This is a genomic window from Ruminococcus sp. 1001136sp1_2201st1_G3_2201SCRN_220225, from assembly GCF_040924365.1.
GTDB classification, from domain to species: domain Bacteria; phylum Bacillota; class Clostridia; order Lachnospirales; family Lachnospiraceae; genus Blautia_A; species Blautia_A faecis.
Window position 1 is genome coordinate 1 of the sequence record NZ_JBCOME010000017.1, and the last position, 21,566, is coordinate 21,566.

At 44.9% G+C, this 21,566-nt stretch carries 14 protein-coding genes and 1 pseudogene; 14 read left to right on the forward strand and 1 reads right to left on the reverse strand.

What is annotated here, in order from left to right:
- Positions 1 to 132 precede the first annotated feature (132 nt).
- Together AB5642_RS07475 and AB5642_RS07480 are read left to right on the forward strand one after the other, a co-directional pair.
- Positions 133 to 870: an SDR family NAD(P)-dependent oxidoreductase gene (locus AB5642_RS07475; protein ID WP_173718545.1), complete on the forward strand. Its 738-nt coding sequence runs from the start codon at positions 133 to 135 to the stop codon at positions 868 to 870.
- Between the two features lie 191 nt (positions 871 to 1,061).
- Positions 1,062 to 2,342 (forward strand): serine dehydratase subunit alpha family protein, encoded by a 1,281-nt coding sequence (locus AB5642_RS07480; protein ID WP_173718544.1) that lies wholly within the window; start codon positions 1,062 to 1,064, stop codon positions 2,340 to 2,342.
- 5 nt (positions 2,343 to 2,347) lie between these two features.
- Here AB5642_RS07480 and AB5642_RS07485 read toward each other — a convergent pair.
- Positions 2,348 to 2,407, reverse strand: a pseudogene (locus AB5642_RS07485) (hypothetical protein); the annotation flags it as partial.
- 32 nt (positions 2,408 to 2,439) lie between these two features.
- Here AB5642_RS07485 and AB5642_RS07490 point away from each other — a divergent pair.
- From AB5642_RS07490 to nusG, 12 genes are all read left to right on the forward strand, one after another.
- Entirely contained in the window at positions 2,440 to 3,396 is a 957-nt protein-coding gene (locus AB5642_RS07490; RefSeq protein ID WP_118577950.1) for an ABC transporter permease, read from the forward strand.
- 19 nt (positions 3,397 to 3,415) lie between these two features.
- The gene (opp4C, locus tag AB5642_RS07495) at positions 3,416 to 4,285 is read left to right on the forward strand and encodes an oligopeptide ABC transporter permease (RefSeq protein ID WP_173718543.1); all 870 of its coding nucleotides are present in this window, start codon (positions 3,416 to 3,418) and stop codon (positions 4,283 to 4,285) included.
- Positions 4,286 to 4,428: 143 nt separating this feature from the next.
- Complete coding sequence (locus AB5642_RS07500) at positions 4,429 to 6,009, forward strand: ABC transporter substrate-binding protein (RefSeq protein WP_148463506.1); 1,581 nt, start codon at positions 4,429 to 4,431, stop codon at positions 6,007 to 6,009.
- Positions 6,010 to 6,154: 145 nt separating this feature from the next.
- A complete protein-coding gene (locus AB5642_RS07505) occupies positions 6,155 to 7,126 on the forward strand; it encodes an ABC transporter ATP-binding protein (RefSeq protein WP_173717009.1) in 972 nt (323 codons plus the stop codon).
- A complete protein-coding gene (locus AB5642_RS07510; RefSeq protein ID WP_148463505.1) occupies positions 7,123 to 8,109 on the forward strand; it encodes an ABC transporter ATP-binding protein in 987 nt (328 codons plus the stop codon). Before AB5642_RS07505 ends, AB5642_RS07510 begins: the two co-directional genes overlap by 4 nt.
- A gap of 302 nt (positions 8,110 to 8,411) precedes the next feature.
- Positions 8,412 to 10,157 (forward strand): MATE family efflux transporter, encoded by a 1,746-nt coding sequence (locus tag AB5642_RS07515; protein ID WP_180006282.1) that lies wholly within the window; start codon positions 8,412 to 8,414, stop codon positions 10,155 to 10,157.
- A 12-nt stretch (positions 10,158 to 10,169) separates the two neighbouring features.
- A complete protein-coding gene (locus tag AB5642_RS07520) occupies positions 10,170 to 19,160 on the forward strand; it encodes an amino acid adenylation domain-containing protein (RefSeq protein WP_368371522.1) in 8,991 nt (2,996 codons plus the stop codon).
- 28 nt (positions 19,161 to 19,188) lie between these two features.
- A complete protein-coding gene (locus tag AB5642_RS07525; protein ID WP_118577945.1) occupies positions 19,189 to 19,491 on the forward strand; it encodes an STAS domain-containing protein in 303 nt (100 codons plus the stop codon).
- 273 nt (positions 19,492 to 19,764) lie between these two features.
- On the forward strand, positions 19,765 to 20,355 hold the full coding sequence (locus tag AB5642_RS07530; protein ID WP_237925824.1) for a 4'-phosphopantetheinyl transferase superfamily protein: 591 nt from the start codon (positions 19,765 to 19,767) through the stop codon (positions 20,353 to 20,355).
- A 222-nt stretch (positions 20,356 to 20,577) separates the two neighbouring features.
- A complete protein-coding gene (gene rpmG, locus AB5642_RS07535) occupies positions 20,578 to 20,727 on the forward strand; it encodes a 50S ribosomal protein L33 (protein ID WP_117853039.1) in 150 nt (49 codons plus the stop codon).
- 25 nt (positions 20,728 to 20,752) lie between these two features.
- Positions 20,753 to 20,977: a preprotein translocase subunit SecE gene (gene secE, locus AB5642_RS07540; RefSeq protein ID WP_173718538.1), complete on the forward strand. Its 225-nt coding sequence runs from the start codon at positions 20,753 to 20,755 to the stop codon at positions 20,975 to 20,977.
- Positions 20,978 to 20,993: 16 nt separating this feature from the next.
- Positions 20,994 to 21,509, forward strand: coding sequence for a transcription termination/antitermination protein NusG (nusG, locus tag AB5642_RS07545; protein ID WP_173718537.1), 516 nt, complete (start codon positions 20,994 to 20,996; stop codon positions 21,507 to 21,509).
- Positions 21,510 to 21,566 lie beyond the last annotated feature (57 nt).

Consider the following 21,566-nt stretch of genomic DNA (forward strand, 5'->3'; position numbering starts at 1 on the left):
GTCGCAGTTAGCAGTTAGTTCGCTGGAGCGTTGCGCCGGCGAGTGAGCAATCACCATTGTCCGAATGCGTCCGCCTTTAACAACTTTCAACACACTAAATAGTAATAAAATATACAGAAAAGAGGACACCCCATGAGCAAAGTAACCATAATCACCGGCGGTACATCTGGAATTGGAAGAGGGATTGCGGAGAAAATTCTGGAAAATTCTGCGTCAGACGATATTTTATATGTAAGCTATGGACATAACACAGAGCAGGCGGAGGAATTTCTTCATGCACAAACAGAGGAAAATCAGAAAAAAATCCGGTTGCTCCAGGCTGATATGTCATCCTATGATGAAATGATGAAATTTGTATCCCGGGTCAAAGAAGAAGCGAGCCATGTAGACTGGCTGATAAACAACGTAGGAATCAGCACCTATGCGAAATATGAAGACTACACCTTCGACGAATGGACCAAAATTGTGAATACCAACCTGTCTGTCCCGGTATTTCTGGTGAAAGAACTTCGCCCCATTATGAACGAAGGCGGCAGCATTCTTTTTACAGGCTCCTACGCAGGACAGCAGGCTTATTCCTCATCCCTGGTTTACGGTGTCACCAAATCCGCCATCCACTTCCTCACCAAATCCCTGGTAAAAGAACTGGAACCAAAACAGATCCGGGTCAATGCCATTGCCCCGGGATTCATTGAAACCAGCTGGCATAAGAACCGCACCCCGGAAAGTTATGAACGTATTAACCGTAAGATTGCGCTTCACCGCTTTGGCGAGATCTCCGAAGTGGCAGACATGGCATACGAAGTCCTGAAAAATGGCTATATGAATGGAAGCGTTGTAGACATTCATGGCGGATATGACTATTTCTAAAAAGAATCCAGTGATCTGATTTTAAATAAAAAAATCTGCACCCGGATTATATTCGTGAAGTGATTAACAAAAACAAAATTCACAAATATAATCCAGGATTTTCCTAAATGCCAAATTTCCGGAATTAATTGATTTTAAGAGGATAGTGTGCTAAAGTATTCATATTGCTGGGCGAAAGCGAGGAGAAAACATTGCACAAAAGTGATGAAAAATACCAGGCTTACGTAAAAATCCTGGAGGAAGAACTGGTTCCTGCAATGGGATGTACCGAACCCATTGCCATTGCCTATGCAGGAGCAGTGGCGAGAAAAACTTTGGGCAATCTGCCGGAACAGCTGGATATTAAAGTAAGTGGAAATATTATTAAAAATGTAAAAAGCGTCATCGTTCCCAATACAGGCGGCATGAGGGGAATTGCAGCTGCTCTGTGCGCGGGTGTGATCGCAGGCGATGCGGAAGCGCTCCTTGAAGTAATTGCAAGAGTAACACCCGGTCAGAAGGAGGAAATCAAGTCCTACATGGATCAGGTGAAACCCAAGATCACTCCGGCATCCACCGGGCATGTATTTGAAATTGATCTGACCGTAACCAAAGGTACCGAAACGGCCCGTGTCCGCATTGTAGATACTCACACCAACATCATCCTTATTGAGAAAAACGGCCAGCCTGTTTTCCAGAAAGATGTCTGTTCAGGTAAGGAAGAGAAAAAGACCGACCATTCCATATTAAACATAGAAGACATTATCGACTTTGCCAACACTGTGGACACAGAAGATGTAAAGGAGGTTCTGGAGCGTCAGATCCGTTACAATATAGCCATTTCTGAGGAGGGACTTCGCGGAAACTATGGAGCGAACATCGGAAAAGTCCTTCTTCACACCTACGGCGACAATATTAAGATCCGTGCCAGAGCCAAGGCAGCAGCCGGTTCCGATGCCCGAATGAATGGCTGCGAGCTTCCTGTGGTGATTAACTCCGGAAGCGGCAACCAGGGTATGACTGCCAGCATTCCGGTCATTGAATTTGCCAGAGAACTGCAGGTTTCCCATGACAAAATGCTTCGCGCCCTGGTGCTTTCCAATCTTGTAACCATTCATCTGAAGACTGGAATCGGAACTCTTTCTGCCTATTGCGGTGCAGTAAGTGCAGGCTGCGGAAGCGGTGCGGGAATTGCTTATCTCTACGGCGGCGATTATGAAGTAATTGCACATACAATCGTGAATTCCCTGGCAATTGTTTCCGGAATCATCTGTGACGGAGCGAAAGCCTCCTGCGCAGCCAAGATTTCAGCAGCAGTCGATGCCGGAATCATGGGCTATGAAATGTACATACAGGGACAGCAGTTCTACGGAGGTGATGGAATCGTTACCCACGGTGTGGAAAATACCATCCGGAACGTGGGACAGCTGGCGAAGGAAGGTATGTGCGAAACGGATAAAGAGATTATCCGGATTATGGTAGAGCGTGGTTGAAAAAGGCTTTCTGCAAGATGTGCGCCACAATTTGCGGGAGCTTGCGGAAATACTTTTTTAAACAGGTTCTAGGAAAAGGAGATGAAGGGAAAACACTATGAAGTGGAAATACATATTAAAAAGAATACTGATCGCCATTCCCACTTTTTTCGGAATTACCATATTGGCCTATTTTATTCTGAATATGGCGCCTGGTTCACCGCTGGATGCACTTCTGGCAGATCCGGGAATTACTCCGGCAGAGCTGGAACGTAAGAGAGTGGCACTTGGACTGGATCAGCCGGTGATCATTCAGTATTTTACCTGGCTGAAACAATTGCTTACGGGAAATCTGGGATTTTCCTACAGCACCCAGAGACCGGTGGCAGCGATGATACTGGAGCGTCTTCCGGCTACTGCGATTCTGGCAGCAAGCTCCATTGTACTGTCATTGATCGTATCCATTCCTCTTGGAATCTTTGCTGCCTCCAGGCCGAATTCAGGAAGAGATTACTTTTCCGGCGGTCTGTCTATGCTGATGATGGCGACTCCGAACTTCTTTGTAGGACTGGTATTTATTTACCTGTTCGCCATTGTGTTTAACATTCTGCCATCAGGAGGAATGTACAGCTCAAGCGGAGCTCATACATTCGGAGATCTGATGAAGCATATGATCCTGCCTTGTCTGGTCCTTTCCTTTCAGCAGATCGGAGGATGGGTAAGGCACATGCGCAGCAGTATGCTTGAAGTTATGCAGGACGACTACATTCGTACCGCCAAGTCCAAAGGTCTTACCAAATGGAAAGTGATCATGAAGCACGCCTTGAAAAATGCCCTTACACCGGTCGTTACAGTTGTGGGAATGTCCATTCCTTCTATTGTAGGCGGCGCAGTTGTAACTGAGCAGGTTTTCGGATGGCCGGGAATTGGTTCTCTTATGGTAACAGCGATCAACGGACGAGACTACCCGGTTATTATGGGAATCACGGTTATGATCGCGGCAGCGGTTCTTATTGCGAATATTCTCACTGATGTTGCATACGGAATTCTGGATCCGAGAATCAGCTATAAATAAGGGAGGATAGAAGACAGAAATGAAAAAACAGAAAAACGAAAATGTAAGCTATCTTTCCGAGGTACTTGATAAACTGAAAGAACACAAAATGGCTATGGCAGGTCTGGTAGTCCTGATCGTGGAAATCCTGATGGTGGTTTTTCTTCCCATGATCCTGAAGCTGGATCCTTATACTTCAGATTACACTGCCTTTTCTGCAGCTCCGGGAGGAGCGCACATCCTTGGAACAGATGCTATCGGACGTGATGTTTTTGCCCGTCTGATGTATGGCGGAAGAACCTCTCTGCTGGTTGGTTTTGTTTCCACACTGATCAGCTGCGCAATCGGAGTTCCTCTTGGCCTGGTTGCTGGTTATGCCAGAGGAAAGGCGGAAGCAGTTATTATGCGAATTGCAGATATTTTTATGTCTTTTCCATCAATTGTGCTGATCCTGGTGCTGGTTGCTGTTCTGGGACCGTCTGTCTGGTCTGTAACCTGTGTCATCGGTGTGCTCGGCTGGACACAGTTTGCCAGACTGATCTATGCAAATGTACTTTCCGTATCCGAGAAAGAATATGTAGAATCTGCAAGGGCAATTGGTACCTCCAATTTCAAGATCGTGACAAAGTATGTTCTTCCAAACTCTTTTGCCCCGATCCTGATCGCAATCACATTCCAGATGGCGAGTGCCATCCTTTCCGAATCATCCTTAAGCTTCCTTGGCATGGGTGTACAGCCGCCGGGAGCAAGCTGGGGAAATATGCTCTACGATGCGCAGTCCATTACTGTGCTTTCCCAGAAGCTGTGGATCTGGCTTCCGCCGGGACTTGCACTTCTGATCACGGTGTTAAGTATTAATTTTCTGGGCGACGGCATCCGCGATGCGCTGGATCCGAAAATCAAACTGTAATGTCTCAGGATCATGAAGGTCTTGATGCAAGACCGGACAGTCCGTTGACATAAGATTGGTTCCGGGAGTTTCCCGGACTGATTTGCTTCACAAAACCTGTCAGAGAAAAAACATCCCTGACAAAAGAAAAAAGGAGGAGACCTATGAAATTCAACATGAAAAAGGCTGCAGCGCTCCTGCTTGCAGGAAGCATGGTAGCAGGCTATGCTGTTCCGGCTGCTGCTGAGGCAGAGGAAAAAGTAGTAACAGCTGCCATGGACCAGGCATGGGATACCATGATGCCGCTGAACACCACAAGCAACTACACCCGTTTTATCTGTGATCAGATCTATGACCGCCTGACACAGACAAACGCAGACGGTTCCATTGAGGGACGCCTTGCTGAGTCCTGGACTGTAAACGATGCCAGTGACGCAGTTACCTTTAAGCTTCATGAAGACGCAGTATGGTCTGATGGTGAGCCAGTTACAGCAGAGGACGTTGTATTCAGCTACCAGATGTATTCTGATCCGTCTGTAGAGGCAAAGAGCCGTTATCACCTGGAGTACATTGCCGGTGTGGATGATTCCGGAGCAGAGCTTTCCGAGGATTCCATCGAAGTAACTGCAGACAGCGATTATGAAGTAACCTTCAAATTAAAAGAGGCTATGTATCCTGATACATTCCTGCAGGATATCGACACTGTTTTCATCATCCCGAAACATATATTTGAAGGAAAAACAGCAGAAGAGATCAATGCTCCTGACCTTTGGGCAAATCCGGTAGGTTCCGGCCCATTCATCTATGACAGTGAGATCAATGGTGAGCGTATGGAGTTCACAAAGAATGAAAACTACTATCTTGGAACTCCAAATATTGACCGTCTGATCATCCGTGTAGTACCGTCCGCAAACGTTCTTTCCGGTCTTATGAACGGCGAGCTTGATTTGATCGGATTCGGTTCCGTACTGACTGATGACTGGGAAACAGCCAAGTCCCAGGATAACCTGGTAACAGAGTCTGTTCCTACCACTTCCTATACCACTCTGATCTTCAATACTCAGAAGGAATATCTTACTCAGGAAGTTCGCCAGGCACTGAATATGGCAATCAACCGTGACGTACTGGTAAATGGTCTTCTTATGGGAGAGGGAACTCCGATCATGACCCCGATCGCACCGGTAAGCCCATACTACAATGACAAAGTTCAGGTTCAGTACGATCCTGAAAAGGCAAAAGAGATGCTTGCAGAAGCAGGCTTCCCGGCTGGACAGACACTGAAATTCTTCATCTCCTCTGGAAGCAGCATTACCGAGAGATGTGCAGCCCTGATCGTACAGGATTTTGCAAATGTCGGTGTAAATGTAGAAATTGAGCAGATGGACTTTGCAACTCTGATGAGCCGTATGCTTGACGGCGAGCATGATCTTGGAATCATTGGTTCCGGCGGAACTCTTGACCCAAGTGAGAGCCGTGAAATGATTTATCCGGAAAGCTCCTGCAACTTCTGCCAGCTTCAGGATACAGAGCTTTCTGACCTGATCGACAAAGGAAACGCAGAGCTTACTTTTGAAGCAAGAAAACCATACTTCGATGAGTATCAGGAAAAGGTTGTAGAAAAAGCAGCTATGGGCTACTTATATACAAAGAACCTTCTTACCGCTTACAACAAGAGCATGAAGAACCTGAACGTTGCAGACTTTAATTGTCTGAACTGGTCTTCCTGGGAGTGGGATAAAGAGTAATAAAAATGGGAAACAGGACAAAAGCGGATAAAGCTTTTGATCCTGGAACCCGCCAAATATGAGAGAAAAGACTCTCATGTCTGGCGGATTTCAGGAGCTGTGAAAGAATCACAGTGAGTTAATTAAGAGAAAAAGGAGTACAGCTATGGCATCTTTACTTTCAGTAGAGAATTTACAGGTACAGTTTCAGACAAAAAAAGGCATTAACACAGCCGTTGACGGTGTAAGCTTTTCTGTAGAAAAAGGCAGGATCCTCGGAATTGTAGGAGAGTCCGGATGCGGAAAAAGTGTCACATCCATGTCTATCCTTCAGCTTCTTGGAAGCAACGCCCGGATTTCCGGCGGCAGCATCAAACTGGATGGAAAAGAACTGATAGGGCTTCCGGAGAAAGAGATGTGCAGGATCCGCGGAAATGATATTGCCATGATCTTTCAGGATCCAATGACTGCCCTGAATCCGACTCTGACTATTGGAACCCAGCTGATGGAACCAATTATGCTCCACCAGAACTGCGGCAAAAAGGAAGCCTGGACAAGAGCTGTGGACGTTCTGAAAAGAGTTGGAATCGCAGCGCCGGAGAAGAGGATGAAGGAATATCCGCACCAGCTTTCAGGCGGTATGCGCCAGCGAGTGATGATTGCCATGGCAGTATCCTGCGAGCCAAGACTTCTTATCGCAGATGAGCCTACCACCGCCCTGGACGTAACCATTCAGGCACAGATCCTGGAGCTGATGTGTGAGCTTAGGGAAAAAATGGGAACGGCTATTATGCTGATTACCCATGATATGGGGGTAGTAGCAGAGACCGCAGACGATGTGCTTGTTCTTTATGCAGGAAAAGCAGTAGAATACGGCAGCATTGAGGACATTTTTGAAAGACCGAAGCATCCTTACACACAGGGACTTTTGAACTCCATTCCACGTCTTGATGAGGATGTAGAGCTGCTGAATACCATTGAGGGCACCGTTCCGGCACCGGACGCCATGCCTGCAGGCTGCAGATTTGCTCCCCGATGTCCTTACGGAAAAGACCGCTGCATGAAAGAAAAACCAGGCGTTTACCATGCTGGAAATTCTCTGGTAAGCTGCTTCAGATACGAGGGTGAGAAAGAATGAGTGAGAACACAGGAATCTTATTGGAAACAAAGGATTTATCCAAATATTTTACGGCAAAAAAAGGGCTTCTGAACCGTAATCCATCTGTAGTAAAAGCAGTAGACCATGTAAGTCTTTCTGTGAGAAAGGGTGAGACACTGGGCCTGGTCGGAGAGTCCGGCTGCGGAAAATCCACTCTGGGAAGAACTATTCTCCGCCTGATTCCGGCAACAGAGGGCCAGGTTATGTACAATGGGGAAGATATCCTTACCTATGATAAGAAAAAAATGTGGGAAATGCGCCGGAAGCTGCAGATTATTTTCCAGGATCCATACAGCTCCCTGAATCCCAGAATGACCGTTTATGATCTGATCAGTGCCCCTCTTGAGGTTTATAAAGTGGGGACGAAGGAAGAACGCAGGGAAATGGTGGAAGAGATCCTTCAGGAGGTTGGACTGGATAAACAGTATCTGAATCGTTTTCCTCACGAGTTTTCAGGCGGTCAGAGGCAGCGAATCGGAATTGCAAGGGCACTGATCCTGAATCCGGAATTTGTTGTCTGTGACGAGGCGGTTTCCGCACTGGACGTATCTGTCCGTGCGCAGGTGCTGAATCTTATGAGAAATATGCAGCAGAAGAAAAATCTGACCTACCTGTTTATCTCCCATGACCTGAGCGTAGTCCGCCATATCAGTGACAGAATCGCAGTTATGTATCTTGGAAGTGTGGTTGAGGTTGCAGAAAAAGCCCAGCTTTATTCCAATCCGATGCACCCCTATACAAAAGCTCTTCTTTCCGCAATCCCGCTCCCGGATGTGAAGAAGAAACGTCAGCGTATCATTCTGGAAGGTGACGTGCCAAGTGCCTACAATCCACCGTCAGGATGTAAATTCCACACTCGCTGTCCCTACGCAACAGACCGCTGCAGGCAGGAAGCTCCTGTACTTCAGGAGGTGGAAAAGGGGCATAAAGCAGCCTGTCACAGGGCTTTGGAGCTTGCCTGAAAATTTATTTCCTGCAATCTGCAGGCTCTGCAAATTGTGACGTACATCTTGTAGAAAGCCTTTTTAAACATGTTCTGGAGTCTGCTAATAATTACATATCAGGAAGGATACTACCGGTTTCCATAGAATTCCATTAAAGGGATATCTTCGGGAAACCGGTATTTTTTTAAGCTATTTTTGTTTAATTTGACGTTATTTTCGTTGCTTTATTGAAAAATATTTCATTTTTTGCTAAATTATATATAAATATGGAGTATTCTGATTTTGTTTAGAAATACTCCAAAATTTCGAAAGGGGATGGAATGGTGGAAAACAGAAATAACAGGTTGCTGAATGCGAAATTAAACAAGTATATCGTTCCAGGTATTATGATGTCGCTGGCACTTCAGCTTGGAAACATTGTGGACACTATCTTTGTAAGTAATTTAATTGGTGTAGAAGCAATGTCCGCAGTCACAATGAGTCTTCCGGTTGAAACGATAGTTCAGCTTACCGGTTACTGTCTGGGTGTGGGAGGTTCCATAGCCGCAGGAAATATGCTTGGTAAACGTGACAAAGAAGGGGCTTCGAGATTGTTTTCGGCCACTTTCATTGTTACACTCGTAGTGGGACTGCTGTTTTCTCTTATTGCATTTCCTGCTGCAGGACCTATTGCCAGATTTCTGGTATCCGGAGACGGAGTTTTGACAACTTATACAAGAGACTATATCCGCATCAGCATGTTAGGTGCACCGGTAATCGGAATTGGTCTGATGATGGTAAACTACCTTGGGGTGGAAAATCATCCGGAGCTTGCTTCTGTTTATCTGATCGCAGCCAATGTGATAAATCTTGTGCTGGATTACATATTTCTTAGATTTACACCACTTGGAGTCACAGGTGCATCCTTATCAACGGTACTTGGCTTCCTTTTTGCCATGGTGGTTTTTCTTTTCTACATTCGCTCAGATAAGAGGAATATCAGTTTCGTGCGGCTGAATGCAAAGGATTTCGGAATAGTGAAGGAAGCGGTGGTTACAGGTGTGCCCATGCTTGTTTTTATGGCAACCAATTTTGTAAAAGCCCTTGGCCTGAATACCATTATTATGAATCAGATCGGGGAAGACGGAATGGCAGTATTTACGGTCTGCGACAATGTTTTGCTGATCGTGGAAATGCTTACAGGCGGAATTATTGGTGTAATTCCTAATGTTGCAGGAATTCTTTTTGGAGAAAAAGACTATGTGGGAATCCGTGTCCTGTGCAAAAAAATGCTGAAATACAGCTACATCGTGCTGGCAGTCATATTCGTTCTGATCATGCTGTTTACAGAACAGATCACCATTATGTTCGGAGGCGGCGGAGAGCTGGGACGGGAGATGGTTCATGCACTGCGTATTTTTGCTTTATGTGTAGTGCCTTATCTCTGGAATAAATTTACCGTAAGCTATTATGAGTCTATTGAAGAGACTGCAATTGCAAGCTTTGTTACCTTCCTTGAAAACGCAGTGGCAGTTCTTCCTGCAACATTTATAGGAATTTCTATCTGGAAACAGATTGATGGAATCGGTACAAATGGAATTGGTGTTGCATTTGTTGCCACAGAGGTCATAACCCTGATCGCAGCCTGGATTTTCCGAAAGATCAAACACAAAAACTCTACCTTTTATATTGTTCCTGATCAAAATCCCGGAACCAATCTTGATTTTTCCATTAAGAGCACAATGGAAGAAGCTGGCGCGGTTAACAGAAAAATCCTGGAGTTCTGCAAGGAAAACGGTGTATCCGGAAACAGAGCCAATCTTGCTGCCGTGTGTGCAGAAGAAATGACTGTGAATATCATTAAATTTGGTGGAAAAACTTCCAACTGGATCGACATCAATCTTTGCCTGGAGGATGACATTTGCCAGTTAAGGATAAGAGACAACGGAGTGAATTTTAATCCGTTGGAATACAGCTATGACCATGAGGAGTTTGATATCCATGGAATTGAGCTGGTGAAAAAGATTTCAAAATCAATGGATTATATCCGCGCAATTGATATGAATAATACTATAATATCATTTTAGGAGGTACAGGAAATGTCTGACATTAACGAAAAGAGCAATTTTGTTTTTGAATTTCAGCCTGTGACAAAGCTGTTTGAAGAGCAGGTGCGGCTTCATCCTGACAAATGTGCTGTAGCTTCCAGCAAGGAAAGCTTTACCTACGCACAGCTGAATGAAAGAGCAAACAGAATTGCGAATTCTCTTATTGAAAAAGGCGTTGGCTGTGAAAAAATCGTAGGTGTGGTACTGGAGCGCTGTTGTGACTTTTACGCAGTCCGTCAGGGTATTTTGAAGGCTGGTGGCGCATTTGCTGTTGCAGCTCCGGATTATCCCGATGACCGTGTACAGTTCATTTTTGAAGATGCAGGAGTTCCTTTTATTATCACTACAAGGGAGATCGCGAAGGAGCGCCAGGAGCTGTTTTCTAGGCTTTCCTGTACGGTGCTTCTGCTTGAAGAACTGTTGGAAAATCCAAATGCCGGGAACCCGGATACCAGGATTAAGGAACATGATCTTTGCTACTGTATTTACACCTCCGGTTCCACTGGAAAACCAAAAGGTGTTATGATCGAGCATATCAACCTTGTCAATTTTGTAAATCCCAATCCAAAGAATGCAGAAACCTATGGCTATGTAAGCAGGGGAAGCGTTTCCCTTTCCATGGCAGCCATGACTTTTGATGTTTCGGTATTGGAGGAATTTCTTCCTCTCACGAATGGAATGACCGCAGTGATCGCAAGCGATGAAGAGATCCTGAATCCCATTATGCTCGGAGATTTAATTGTAAAAAATAAAGTGGATATTATGACCACAACTCCTACCTATCTTTCCAATATGATCGATCTGCCTCAGCTTCAGGAAGCAGCAGCCCAGATCAGGGTATTTGACGTAGGAGCAGAAGCATTCCCGCCTGCACTTTTTGACAAGATTCATGCAGTAAACCCAGATGCTTATATTATGAACGGCTATGGACCAACCGAGACCACCATCAGCTGTACCATGAAGGTGATCACCGACAGCAAAAATATTACCATCGGAGAGCCAAACGGCAATGTTCAGGTGTACGTGGTTGATAAAGAGAACAGGATCCTTCCGGACGGAGAGACAGGAGAGCTTGTAATTGCAGGTCTTGGTGTAGGTCGGGGCTATATCAATCTGCCGGAGAAAACAGCGGAGGTTTTCATCACTCTCAACGGAGAAAGAGCCTATAAAACAGGCGATCTTGCAAAGATTACTCCAGATGGCGAGATCGAATTTTTCGGAAGAATTGACAATCAGATCAAACTTCGTGGTCTCAGAATCGAGCTTGGTGAGATCGAGGAGGTTGTTAACAGCTTCGAAGGAATTATCACCAGTATTACAGTACCGGTGGATAATAAATATCTTTGCTGCTACTTTATGGCAGACCGTGAGATCGATGTTGAAGCGCTTACCGCTTATGCGTCAGAATCCCTGGCTCATTACATGGTTCCGGATGTTTTCATCCAGCTGGAAAAAATGCCTTTAACACAGAATGGAAAAATTGACAAAAAAGCATTGCCCAAGCCTGTGGCGCAGCCCAGAAATCTGAAAGAGCCGGAAACTCCAATGCAGAAGAAGATCTTTGACATTGTGGCAAAAGTAGTAGAAAACGACTTCTTCGGAATCGACACCAGCTTTTATAAGGCCGGCCTTTCCTCCATCAGTGCAATGAAGCTCTGTGTTCTGATCTCAGAGGAATTTGGTGTTACCGTAAAAACAAGCGATATCCACGAGAACAATACCGTGGAGAAGCTGGAAAAATATATCATGCTGGCGCCGAAGCTCAGAACCTACGAAAAGAGAGAGGTTTATCCTCTTACCGGTTCCCAGAAGGGTATTTTTGCAGAATGCAGCAAAAATCCTGAGAGTACCGTATACAATATCCCCTTCCTTTTTGAACTGGATCCTGCAGTGGATACCCGGAAATTATCCGATGCAATTGCCAGAATGGTAAGTGCCCATTCCTACCTGCTCACACAGGTATATCTTGACGATAATGGGGAGATGGTACAGCGCCCTGGAAATGAGACATTTGCGCCGGAAGTAATCGAGACCACAAATGAGAAATTTGCCAGCCAGAAAGAAAGCCTTGTACGTCCGTTCAAGCTGGAAAAAGGACGTCTCCTTCGTGTGGCAATTTATGTGACAGAAGATAAGAAATACCTCTTTACAGATTTTCACCATATTATTGCTGACGGCAACTCCTATGATATCATTTTCGAGGATATCAATAAGGCCTATATGGGTGAAAAACTGGAAAAAGAGTCCTATACCGGATTTGATGCGGCCCTTGACGAAGAACAGCAGATGAAAGAGGGCAAATACAAAAAAGCTGAGAAATATTATGACAGTATTTTTGAAGGAATTGAAACGGAATCCCTCCCTATGCCAGACCTGAATGGAAAAGCTCCTGAAAAAGGTTATCTGGAGAAGACCATGGGCCTGAAAGAAGAGGCCATTCTTTCCTATTGCGAGAAGCTGGGTGTTACCCCGAATATTTTATTTACAGGTCTGTTCGGCATCCTTATGGCAAAATACTCCAATGCAGAGGACAGTCTGTTTTCTACTATTTATAATGGACGAAACGATTCCAGGCTTGAAAACACAGTCTGCATGCTGGTAAAAACCCTTCCTGTTTATTGCAAATTCGACCCGAAGACCACCGTACAGGCGTATATGGCAGAGCTTTCCGAGCAGATGCTGTCCTCCATGGCAAACGATATTTTCCCATTTTCCGATATTTGTGCAAAATACGGGCTGAATTCGGATCTTACCTTTGCATACCAGGCAGAGTTAAGCGACGATTATCCAATTGGAGACACCATTGCCAGAGGCCACGACCTTTCCCTGGATATGGCCAAAATGCCTCTGCTGATCCAGGTAAGAGAGTACAACCACACTTATGTGCTTACAGCAGAATACCGCAGCGACATGTACAGCCAGGCCTTTATTGACGGAATCCTGGATTCCTATGAAGCTGCCATGAGCTCCATGCTGAAAACAAAATATGTTTCTGAAATCTCTGTGATCTCTCAGAGTGGGGTAAACAAGATCGCAGAATTCAATCATACAGAAAACGAATTTGACAGAAGCAAAACCATTTCTGACATGTTCGCTGAATTGGCAGAGACCATTCCAGACCACACCGCAGTGGTATTTAAAGACCGGAAATATACATACAAAGAACTGGACGAGCTCAGCAACAGACTTGGAAAATATATTGCATCCCAGGGAATCGGCAGGGAGGATGTAGTCTCCATTCTGATCCCCCGCTGCGAATACATGGCCATCGCACCAATGGGCGTGATCAAAGCCGGTGCGGCATACCAGCCTCTTGACCCTACTTACCCGAAAGACCGCCTGATGTACATGCTGGAGGATTCTGCTGCTAAGCTTTTGATCGCAGACAGAGAGCTTCTGCCGCTGGTAGACGGCTATCAGGGACCTGTTTTATTTACAGATGAGATCCCACAGCTGGAAGAGCGTGATGTGGAACTTAAGAAGCCAGAGCTTCATGATCTGTTTATTTTACTGTACACTTCCGGCTCCACCGGCGTGCCGAAAGGCTGTATGCTGGAATATGGAAATATCACTGCATTCTGCCACTGGTACAAAAAGTATTACCAGGTAGATCACAGCTCCAAAATAGCAGCTTATGCGTCCTTTGGATTTGATGCTTCCATGATGGATATTTACGGTGCAATTGCAAACGGTGCAGAGCTTCACATTATTCCGGAAGAAATCCGTCTTGATTTTATTGCACTTCAGCGTTATTTTGAAGAGAATGGCGTTACCCATTCCTTTATGACTACACAGGTGGGAAGACAGTTTGCGATGGAAATGAGCTGCGAGAGTCTGCAATATCTTTCCATAGGTGGAGAGAAGCTTGTTCCTATGGAACCGCCGAAGGATTATAAATTCTTTAATGCGTATGGTCCTACAGAGTGCACAATTTTTACAACTGTATTTGAAGTGGATAAATATTATTCAAATATTCCAATCGGAAAAGCGCTTGATAATTTCAAGCTTTATATAGCCGATAAGTTTGGTCATCTGCTTCCATACGGTGCCTGCGGTGAACTGATGATCTCCGGATGGCAGGTTTCCAGAGGCTATCTGAATAAACCGGAGAAAACTTCGGAAGTTTATACGAAGAATATTTATGACGATGCAGAAGGTTATGAAGTCCTGTATCATTCCGGTGATGTTGCCAGATATCTTCCGGATGGAAACATCCAGATCATTGGAAGAAAAGACTCCCAGGTTAAGGTCAGAGGCTTTAGAATTGAGCTTTCCGAGGTTGAGGAGGTCATAAGAAGATACGAAGGCATAAAGGATGCAACCGTAGTGGCTTTTGACGATCCAAATGGCGGCGGAAAATATATTGCAGCTTATGTAGTATCTGACGGTCAGGTTGACATAAATAAGTTAAATGATTTCATCAAAGAAACCAAGCCTCCATACATGGTTCCGGCAGTTACCATGCAGATCGACAAGATTCCGCTGAACCAGAATCAGAAGGTAAACAAAAAAGCCCTTCCACTGCCAGAGCGAAAAGTGGAAGAAATCGTGAAACCGGAGAATGAGACTCAGCAGAAGCTGTTTGACTGTATTGCTGAGGTTCTTGGCTATACCGAATTCGGCATTACCACAGATATTTACGAGGCAGGACTGACCTCTATCACTGCTATTAAGCTGAATATCCTTATTTCCAAAGCTTTTGACATTGTGATAAAAACATCTGACATCAAGGATCACCCAACCATTCAGATGTTAGAGAGCTTTGTGAAGACTGCCGGAAAAGAAACCAAGAGGGAAATCCAGGAAAATTATCCTCTCACCAATACTCAGGAGGGAATTTTCATCGAGTGTACAGCCAATATGGGATCCACCATTTACAACATTCCATATCTTCTGAAGCTTGACAAAAAGGTTGACCTGGATAAGCTGGCAGAAGCAATTGACAGCACCGTTGCAGCTCATCCTTACCTGAAAACCCGTCTCTTTATGAGCGACGAAGGAGAAGTCCTTCAGAAACGTAATGATGCTTTCACTTATAAGACGCAGATTATAAATGGAATGAACCGGGAAACTCTGGTTCGTCCGTACATGCTGTTTAATGAACAGCTTTTCCGCTTTGAGATTCACAGAACCTGTGATGGAAATTATCTGTTCCTTGACATTCATCATATTGTTGCAGATGGTACCTCCCTGGGCATTATCCTGAACGACATTAACAGGGCTTACAGCGGAGAAAAGCTGGAAGTGGAAGAGTATACTTCCTATGATCTGGCCCTTGATAACAGGGATGCTCTGGCAAGTGATGCTTATAAGAATGCAGAGAACTACTATAAATCCGTTTTTGAAAATGCGGGCGGAAGCATCAACTTCTATCCAGACAAGAGCGGAGCAGCTCCAACCGCAGAGATGTATCATCGTGAGACCAGTGAGTTCTCCGTACAGGACGTGAAGGCATTCTGTAAGAAGCACGGAATTACAGAGAATGTATTCTTTATCTCTGCTTTTGGTATTACTCTTGGAAAATACAATTTCAGGAAGGATGCGGTATTTACCACTATTTACCACGGCAGAAACGATTCCAGACTTTCCGATACCGTGGGTATGCTGGTAAAGACTCTTCCCGTTTACTGTGATTTCTCAGGAAGCACTGCGGATTGCCTGAATGCTGTCCAGCAGCAGCTGATTAATTCCATGAACAACGATATTTATCCGTTCTCCCAGATCAGCCATGAGTTCAACATCAAGGCAGATGCCATGGTGATCTATCAGGGCGACAACTTCGCCTTTGATAATATCGGCGGGGAATATGCGCAGGAAGAACCTGTTCAGCTGAATGCGGCAAAGGCACCTGTTTCCATCAGTATTTCAATTGAGAGAAATAAGTTTGTCTTTGAGATTGAGTACAGAGGCGACATGTACAACGAGGAAACCATCAAATACCTTGCAGATAACCTGGAAACAACGGCAGATGGAATCCTGAGAGAATACGAGCCGGCAGACATCAGACTGATGTTTGAGGAAGAAACCAAAATGGAAGATGATCCTTCCCATGCCGGAAAGACCTTTGTAGACCTGTTCAGGGAAGCTGTTGCAAAATATCCGGACAGACCGGCGGTAAAAGACGGAATGGGCGAGCTTACCTATAAAGAACTGGACCATATGTCAGATTATGTTGCTCAGAAGCTTACGGAAAATGGCTTTGGCAGGGAAAAGGTTGCAGGTATTCTGTGCGGAAGAACAAAGGAATATGCCGTAGCTTATATCGGTGTTATGAAAGCCGGCGGTGCGTATGTTCCATTGGATCCGGAATATCCGCAGAGTAGAATTGAGTACATGCTGAAGGATTCCGAGGCAGAAAACCTGCTTGTAATAGACCGTTACCGCAGTCTGGTAGGCTTCTACGACCAGAATGTGATCAGCCTGGATGACGTGGCAGCAGAATCCAAAGACTTTGCACTTTCTGTAGAGCTCACAGCTCCGAAACCAGAGAACCTGGCTTATATGATCTACACATCCGGTTCCACCGGAAAACCAAAAGGTGTTATGCTTGAACAGCGGAACCTGCTGAACCTGATCGAGTATATCCTTATGACAAGAAAACTGACACCAGATGATATTGTGGCAGAGTTTGCAAGCTTCTGCTTCGATGCATCCGTGATCGACCTGTTTGCTCCGCTTACTGCAGGCGCAGTACTGTACATTTTGCCAGAGAGCATACGAAAAGATGCGGTTGCTGTTGGAAAATTCATAAAAGAAGAAAAAATTACCACAGCTACCTTCCCAACTCAGATGGGCGAGTTGGTTGCAGAGCTTCTTGACGATGCTCCGAGCCTGAAATTTGTCACCCTGGGTGGTGAGAAGTTCAAATATTACCGGGATAGAACTTACCAGATGATCAATGGCTACGGTCCAACGGAGAATACTGTTTCCTCCACAGAGTTCTGGGTTGACAAACAGTACGACAACATCCCGATCGGTAAGTCACAGCGGAATATCCGCAGCTACATTGTGGACGAAAATATGAAACGGCTTCCGGTAGGCGCTTCTGGTGAGCTTTGCCATGCCGGACGTCAGATTGCAAGAGGATATCACAATCTTCCTGAGAAGACGGCTTCCGTATTTGTGGAAAATCCGTTCTCCGTATGTGACGAGGACAAACGTCTTTACAGAACCGGTGATATGGTCCGCATGAAAGGTGACGGAAATATTGAATATATCGGAAGAATCGATTCCCAGGTAAAGATAAGAGGATATCGTATTGAACTTGGTGAGATCGAAGGAGCTCTTCTGAAGCACGATAAGGTGAAGAATGCTGCTGTTATAGTGATCGAAAAAGGCGGAAACAAATATATCACAGCTTATTATACTGGTGAAATCATTCCGGAAGATGAGCTGAAACTGTTCCTGAACCCGCTGATTCCGGATTACATGATGCCATCCTTCTTTGTCCATCTTGAGAAAATGCCGGTGACTCCTGGCGGAAAGATAGACAAAAAGGCGCTTCCGGTACCAGAAGTAACCACCACAGCAAGCACAGCCTATGTGGAGCCTGTTACCGCTGTCCAGATTAAACTTTGCGAGATATTTGAAAAAGCACTTGGCATTGAAAAAGTAGGAATTGAGGATAACTTCTTCGAACTTGGAGGCTCCTCACTTACTGCATCAAAAGTTGCTGTTATGTGCCTTTCCAAGAATATTTCCATTGTATATGCAGACATTTTCAAATATCCGACCATCCGTGAGCTTTCTGCAATCGTGGATAACAGTGAGGCATTTGAAAATCCGCAGAGTGAGAACGAATTCTCCAGCTACAATTATAACCGGATTCAGAGCGTGATCAGCGGAAATGTGGAAGAAAACGTAAACCAGGTGACAAAGGAAGAAATTGGTGATATCATGATCACAGGTGCAACCGGCTTCCTGGGAATTCATGTTCTGAAGGCTTACCTGGATAATTATGACGGTAAGGTTTACTGTCTGGTACGTAAGGGTAAATATGAGTCCATGGAGAAACGAATGATGCATATGTTGATGTATTACTTCGATAATCCGTGCCAGGAACTGTTTGGAGAGCGTATTATCTGTGTGGATGGCGATATTACCTCGAAAGAACAGGTGGAGAAATTTGCAGATTACAAATTTAACACCATTATTAACTGCGCAGCCTGCGTAAAGCATTTTGCAGCTGGTGATGTACTGGAGAAGATAAATGTACACGGAGTGGAAAATCTGATTGAATTCTGTAAAAATAGTGGACGCAGACTGATCCAGATTTCTACTGTTTCTGTTGCCGGAGAAGGTTCCGATGGTGTTCCGCCAATGTCCAGAGTCTTTAATGAAAACGATCTGTATATTGGACAGAACATCACAAATGAATATATCCGCACAAAATTCCTTGCAGAGAGAGCTGTACTGGAAGCTGTTTCCAGTGGGCTTGACGGAAAGGTTATCCGTGTAGGAAATCTGATGAGCCGAAATTCAGATGGTGAATTCCAGATCAACTTTATTACAAACGGATTCCTGCGAAGCCTGAGAGGATATGAGGCAGTTGGTAAATTCCCAATTGGGGCTATGCACGAAGTTACAGAATTTTCACCAATTGATTCTACTGCACTTGCAGTGTTGAAACTGGTGCAGACAGACCGGAGATTTACCGTATTCCACGCCTGCAACAGCCACCATATCTATATGGCGGATCTGATCTATGCAATGCGGAGCCATGGATTTGACATTGACATTGTAAGTGATGAAGAGTTTGAGGCTGCAGTAAAAGAATTTGCAAAGAACAGTGATGATTCGGATGTTGTTTCCGGACTGATCGCGTATACGGCTCATAATGAAAATGAGATCTATACCCTGGATTACAGCAACCGGTTTACAGCACAGGTTCTTTACAGACTGGATTACAAATGGCCGGTTACAGATGACAGATATCTGGAAAGCGCTATTGAGGCACTTGACAGACTTGCATTCTTTGATTGATTTACGCAACTTAAAGGAGGAAATTGTAATGGAAATTGTAAGTAAGACAGAGGGCAGCAAGGTAACTATGGAGATCACAGGATGGCTTGACACCCAGACTGCACCGCAGCTGGAAAAGGAGCTGTCAGCACTTGATCCTGGTACAACCAGCCTGGTATTTGACTTTGCAAACCTGGAATATATCTCTTCCGCCGGACTTCGTCTGGTAATCGCCGCTTATAAGAAGATGGCAGGCAAGGAAGGCTTCCGGATTGTAAATGTTTCTGATGAAGTGTACGATGTTTTCAGTCTTACCGGATTTGACCAGAAGATCAATATTGAGAAAAAATAAAGGTTGAATTCGTGCATGGCGAAACGTATTGCGGGTCACAGGTAACATTCCGCGAGGTGTTTTTGTAAACAAAGTTCACAGAAAACCCGAGAATTGCGGCGCGAAATCATGTGAATGCATGATTTCTGTGCATGGCGAAGCGTATTGCTGTGATTAGAGTGAACAGTAATCTGTCTGGAGTAGACATAGGGAATCCACGGTTACTATCCGGTTCTTTTATAGTAAGAAATGATAAAATTATATAGAATCAATATCAATACTCTTGAGGATCCCTTGCAGAATGAAAGCCTTTTGGAACAAGTTGGACCAGAGAGAAGAAAGAAGGTCATCCGGTATCTTCAGCCGGATGACCGCAAAAGGAGTCTGGGAGCAGGAATTATGATCCGAAAGATCCTGAATGGGAACGGACTTTCCGAAAGCAGCCTGAAATATTCCGAAAATGGGAAGCCTTTGGCGGACCATTTCCATTTTAATATCTCCCATGCTGGAGAATATGTGGTAGGAGTAGTGTCGGATGGTGAAGTGGGATGCGACATTGAGCGGAATGTCAATGCGCCTCTGGAAATTGCGGAGCATTATTTCCATTCGACAGAGCGGGAATATATAGAAGCTGCTTCTGACCCGGGCAAAGCTTTTTTTACACTTTGGACCTTAAAGGAAAGTTATATGAAAATGACAGGCAGGGGGATGAGCCTTCCGCTTGATTCTTTCGAGATCATTCGAAAAGATCAGGGCTTTGTTCTGGGAAAATCACCGAAAAGACCAGGCTTTTTCAGGACAATGGAATTTGAGAATTATATTTTCTCAGTGTGCATGGAAAGTGATTTTTCTTTGCCGCCCAAGGGCTTTACAGAGCTTCTGTGACACTACTGCCTTTTGCTGCTATCCAGCATGGATTGGAGCTTATTTTTAGTCAAAAAATCCTTAAGAATTATATGCAAAAGACTTGACGGATATGTCCGCTGTGTGGTAAACTGTACAAGCGACATGGAAGTTAGGTCTTTTTTTTATGCCGAAAAACGGTGGCGGATACACCGAAAAGGCTGATTTAAGACCATGCAAATGAAAACACTGGAGGTGGAAGTTGTGCGCGTTAGGATTACATTAGCATGTACAGAGTGCAAGCAGCGTAACTACAATATGACCAAGGAGAAAAAGAACCATCCTGAGAGAATGGAAACCAAGAAATATTGTAAGTTCTGCCAGAGACACACAATGCACAAGGAAACAAAATAGTCACTTTAGATTGTGAGGTTAGGCTATGCAAGAAAAAGAAAAATCTGCAGGCAAGACCGCCAAGGCTAAGGAGCCGAAGAAATCCTGGTTCCAGGGGCTGAAGGCAGAGTTCAACAAAATTGTCTGGACAGACCGCGATACACTGATGAAACAGTCAGTTGTTGTTATTGTCATAACCGTAATTCTCGGTGTGATCATCAGTGTGATGGATGCAGGCATTCTGGAATGCATTAATCTTTTAATCAAATAAGGACAAAGGTGATTGTATGTCAGAAGCAAAATGGTACGTTGTCCATACCTATTCCGGTTATGAGAACAAGGTAAAGGCCAACATTGAGAAGACAATTGAAAACCGACATCTTGAGGATCAGATTCTGGAAGTACGGGTTCCTCTGGAAGACGTTGTGGAGATGCGTAATGGTGTTTCCAAGCAGGTCCAGAGAAAAATGTTCCCAAGCTATGTTCTTATCAACATGGTCATGAACGACGATACCTGGTATGTTGTCCGGAATACCCGTGGAGTGACTGGGTTTGTTGGTCCGGGATCCAAGCCTGTACCGCTCACAGAAGAAGAAATGAAGCCGCTGGGCATCAAAGATGAGACTGTCCGCGTTGATTTCGTCGAGGGCGATACCGTTGTTGTAACAGGCGGAGCCTGGAAAGAGACTACAGGTGTTGTGACTGCCATCAATCCGCAGAAGCAGCTTGTAACGATCAATGTAGAGATGTTTGGACGCGAAACACCGGTTGTAATCAGTTTCGCAGAAGTTCAGAAAATGTAACAGACAAAGGTAACACAATATCGTGGGAGGGACATACCCCCGCCAATACCACATAGG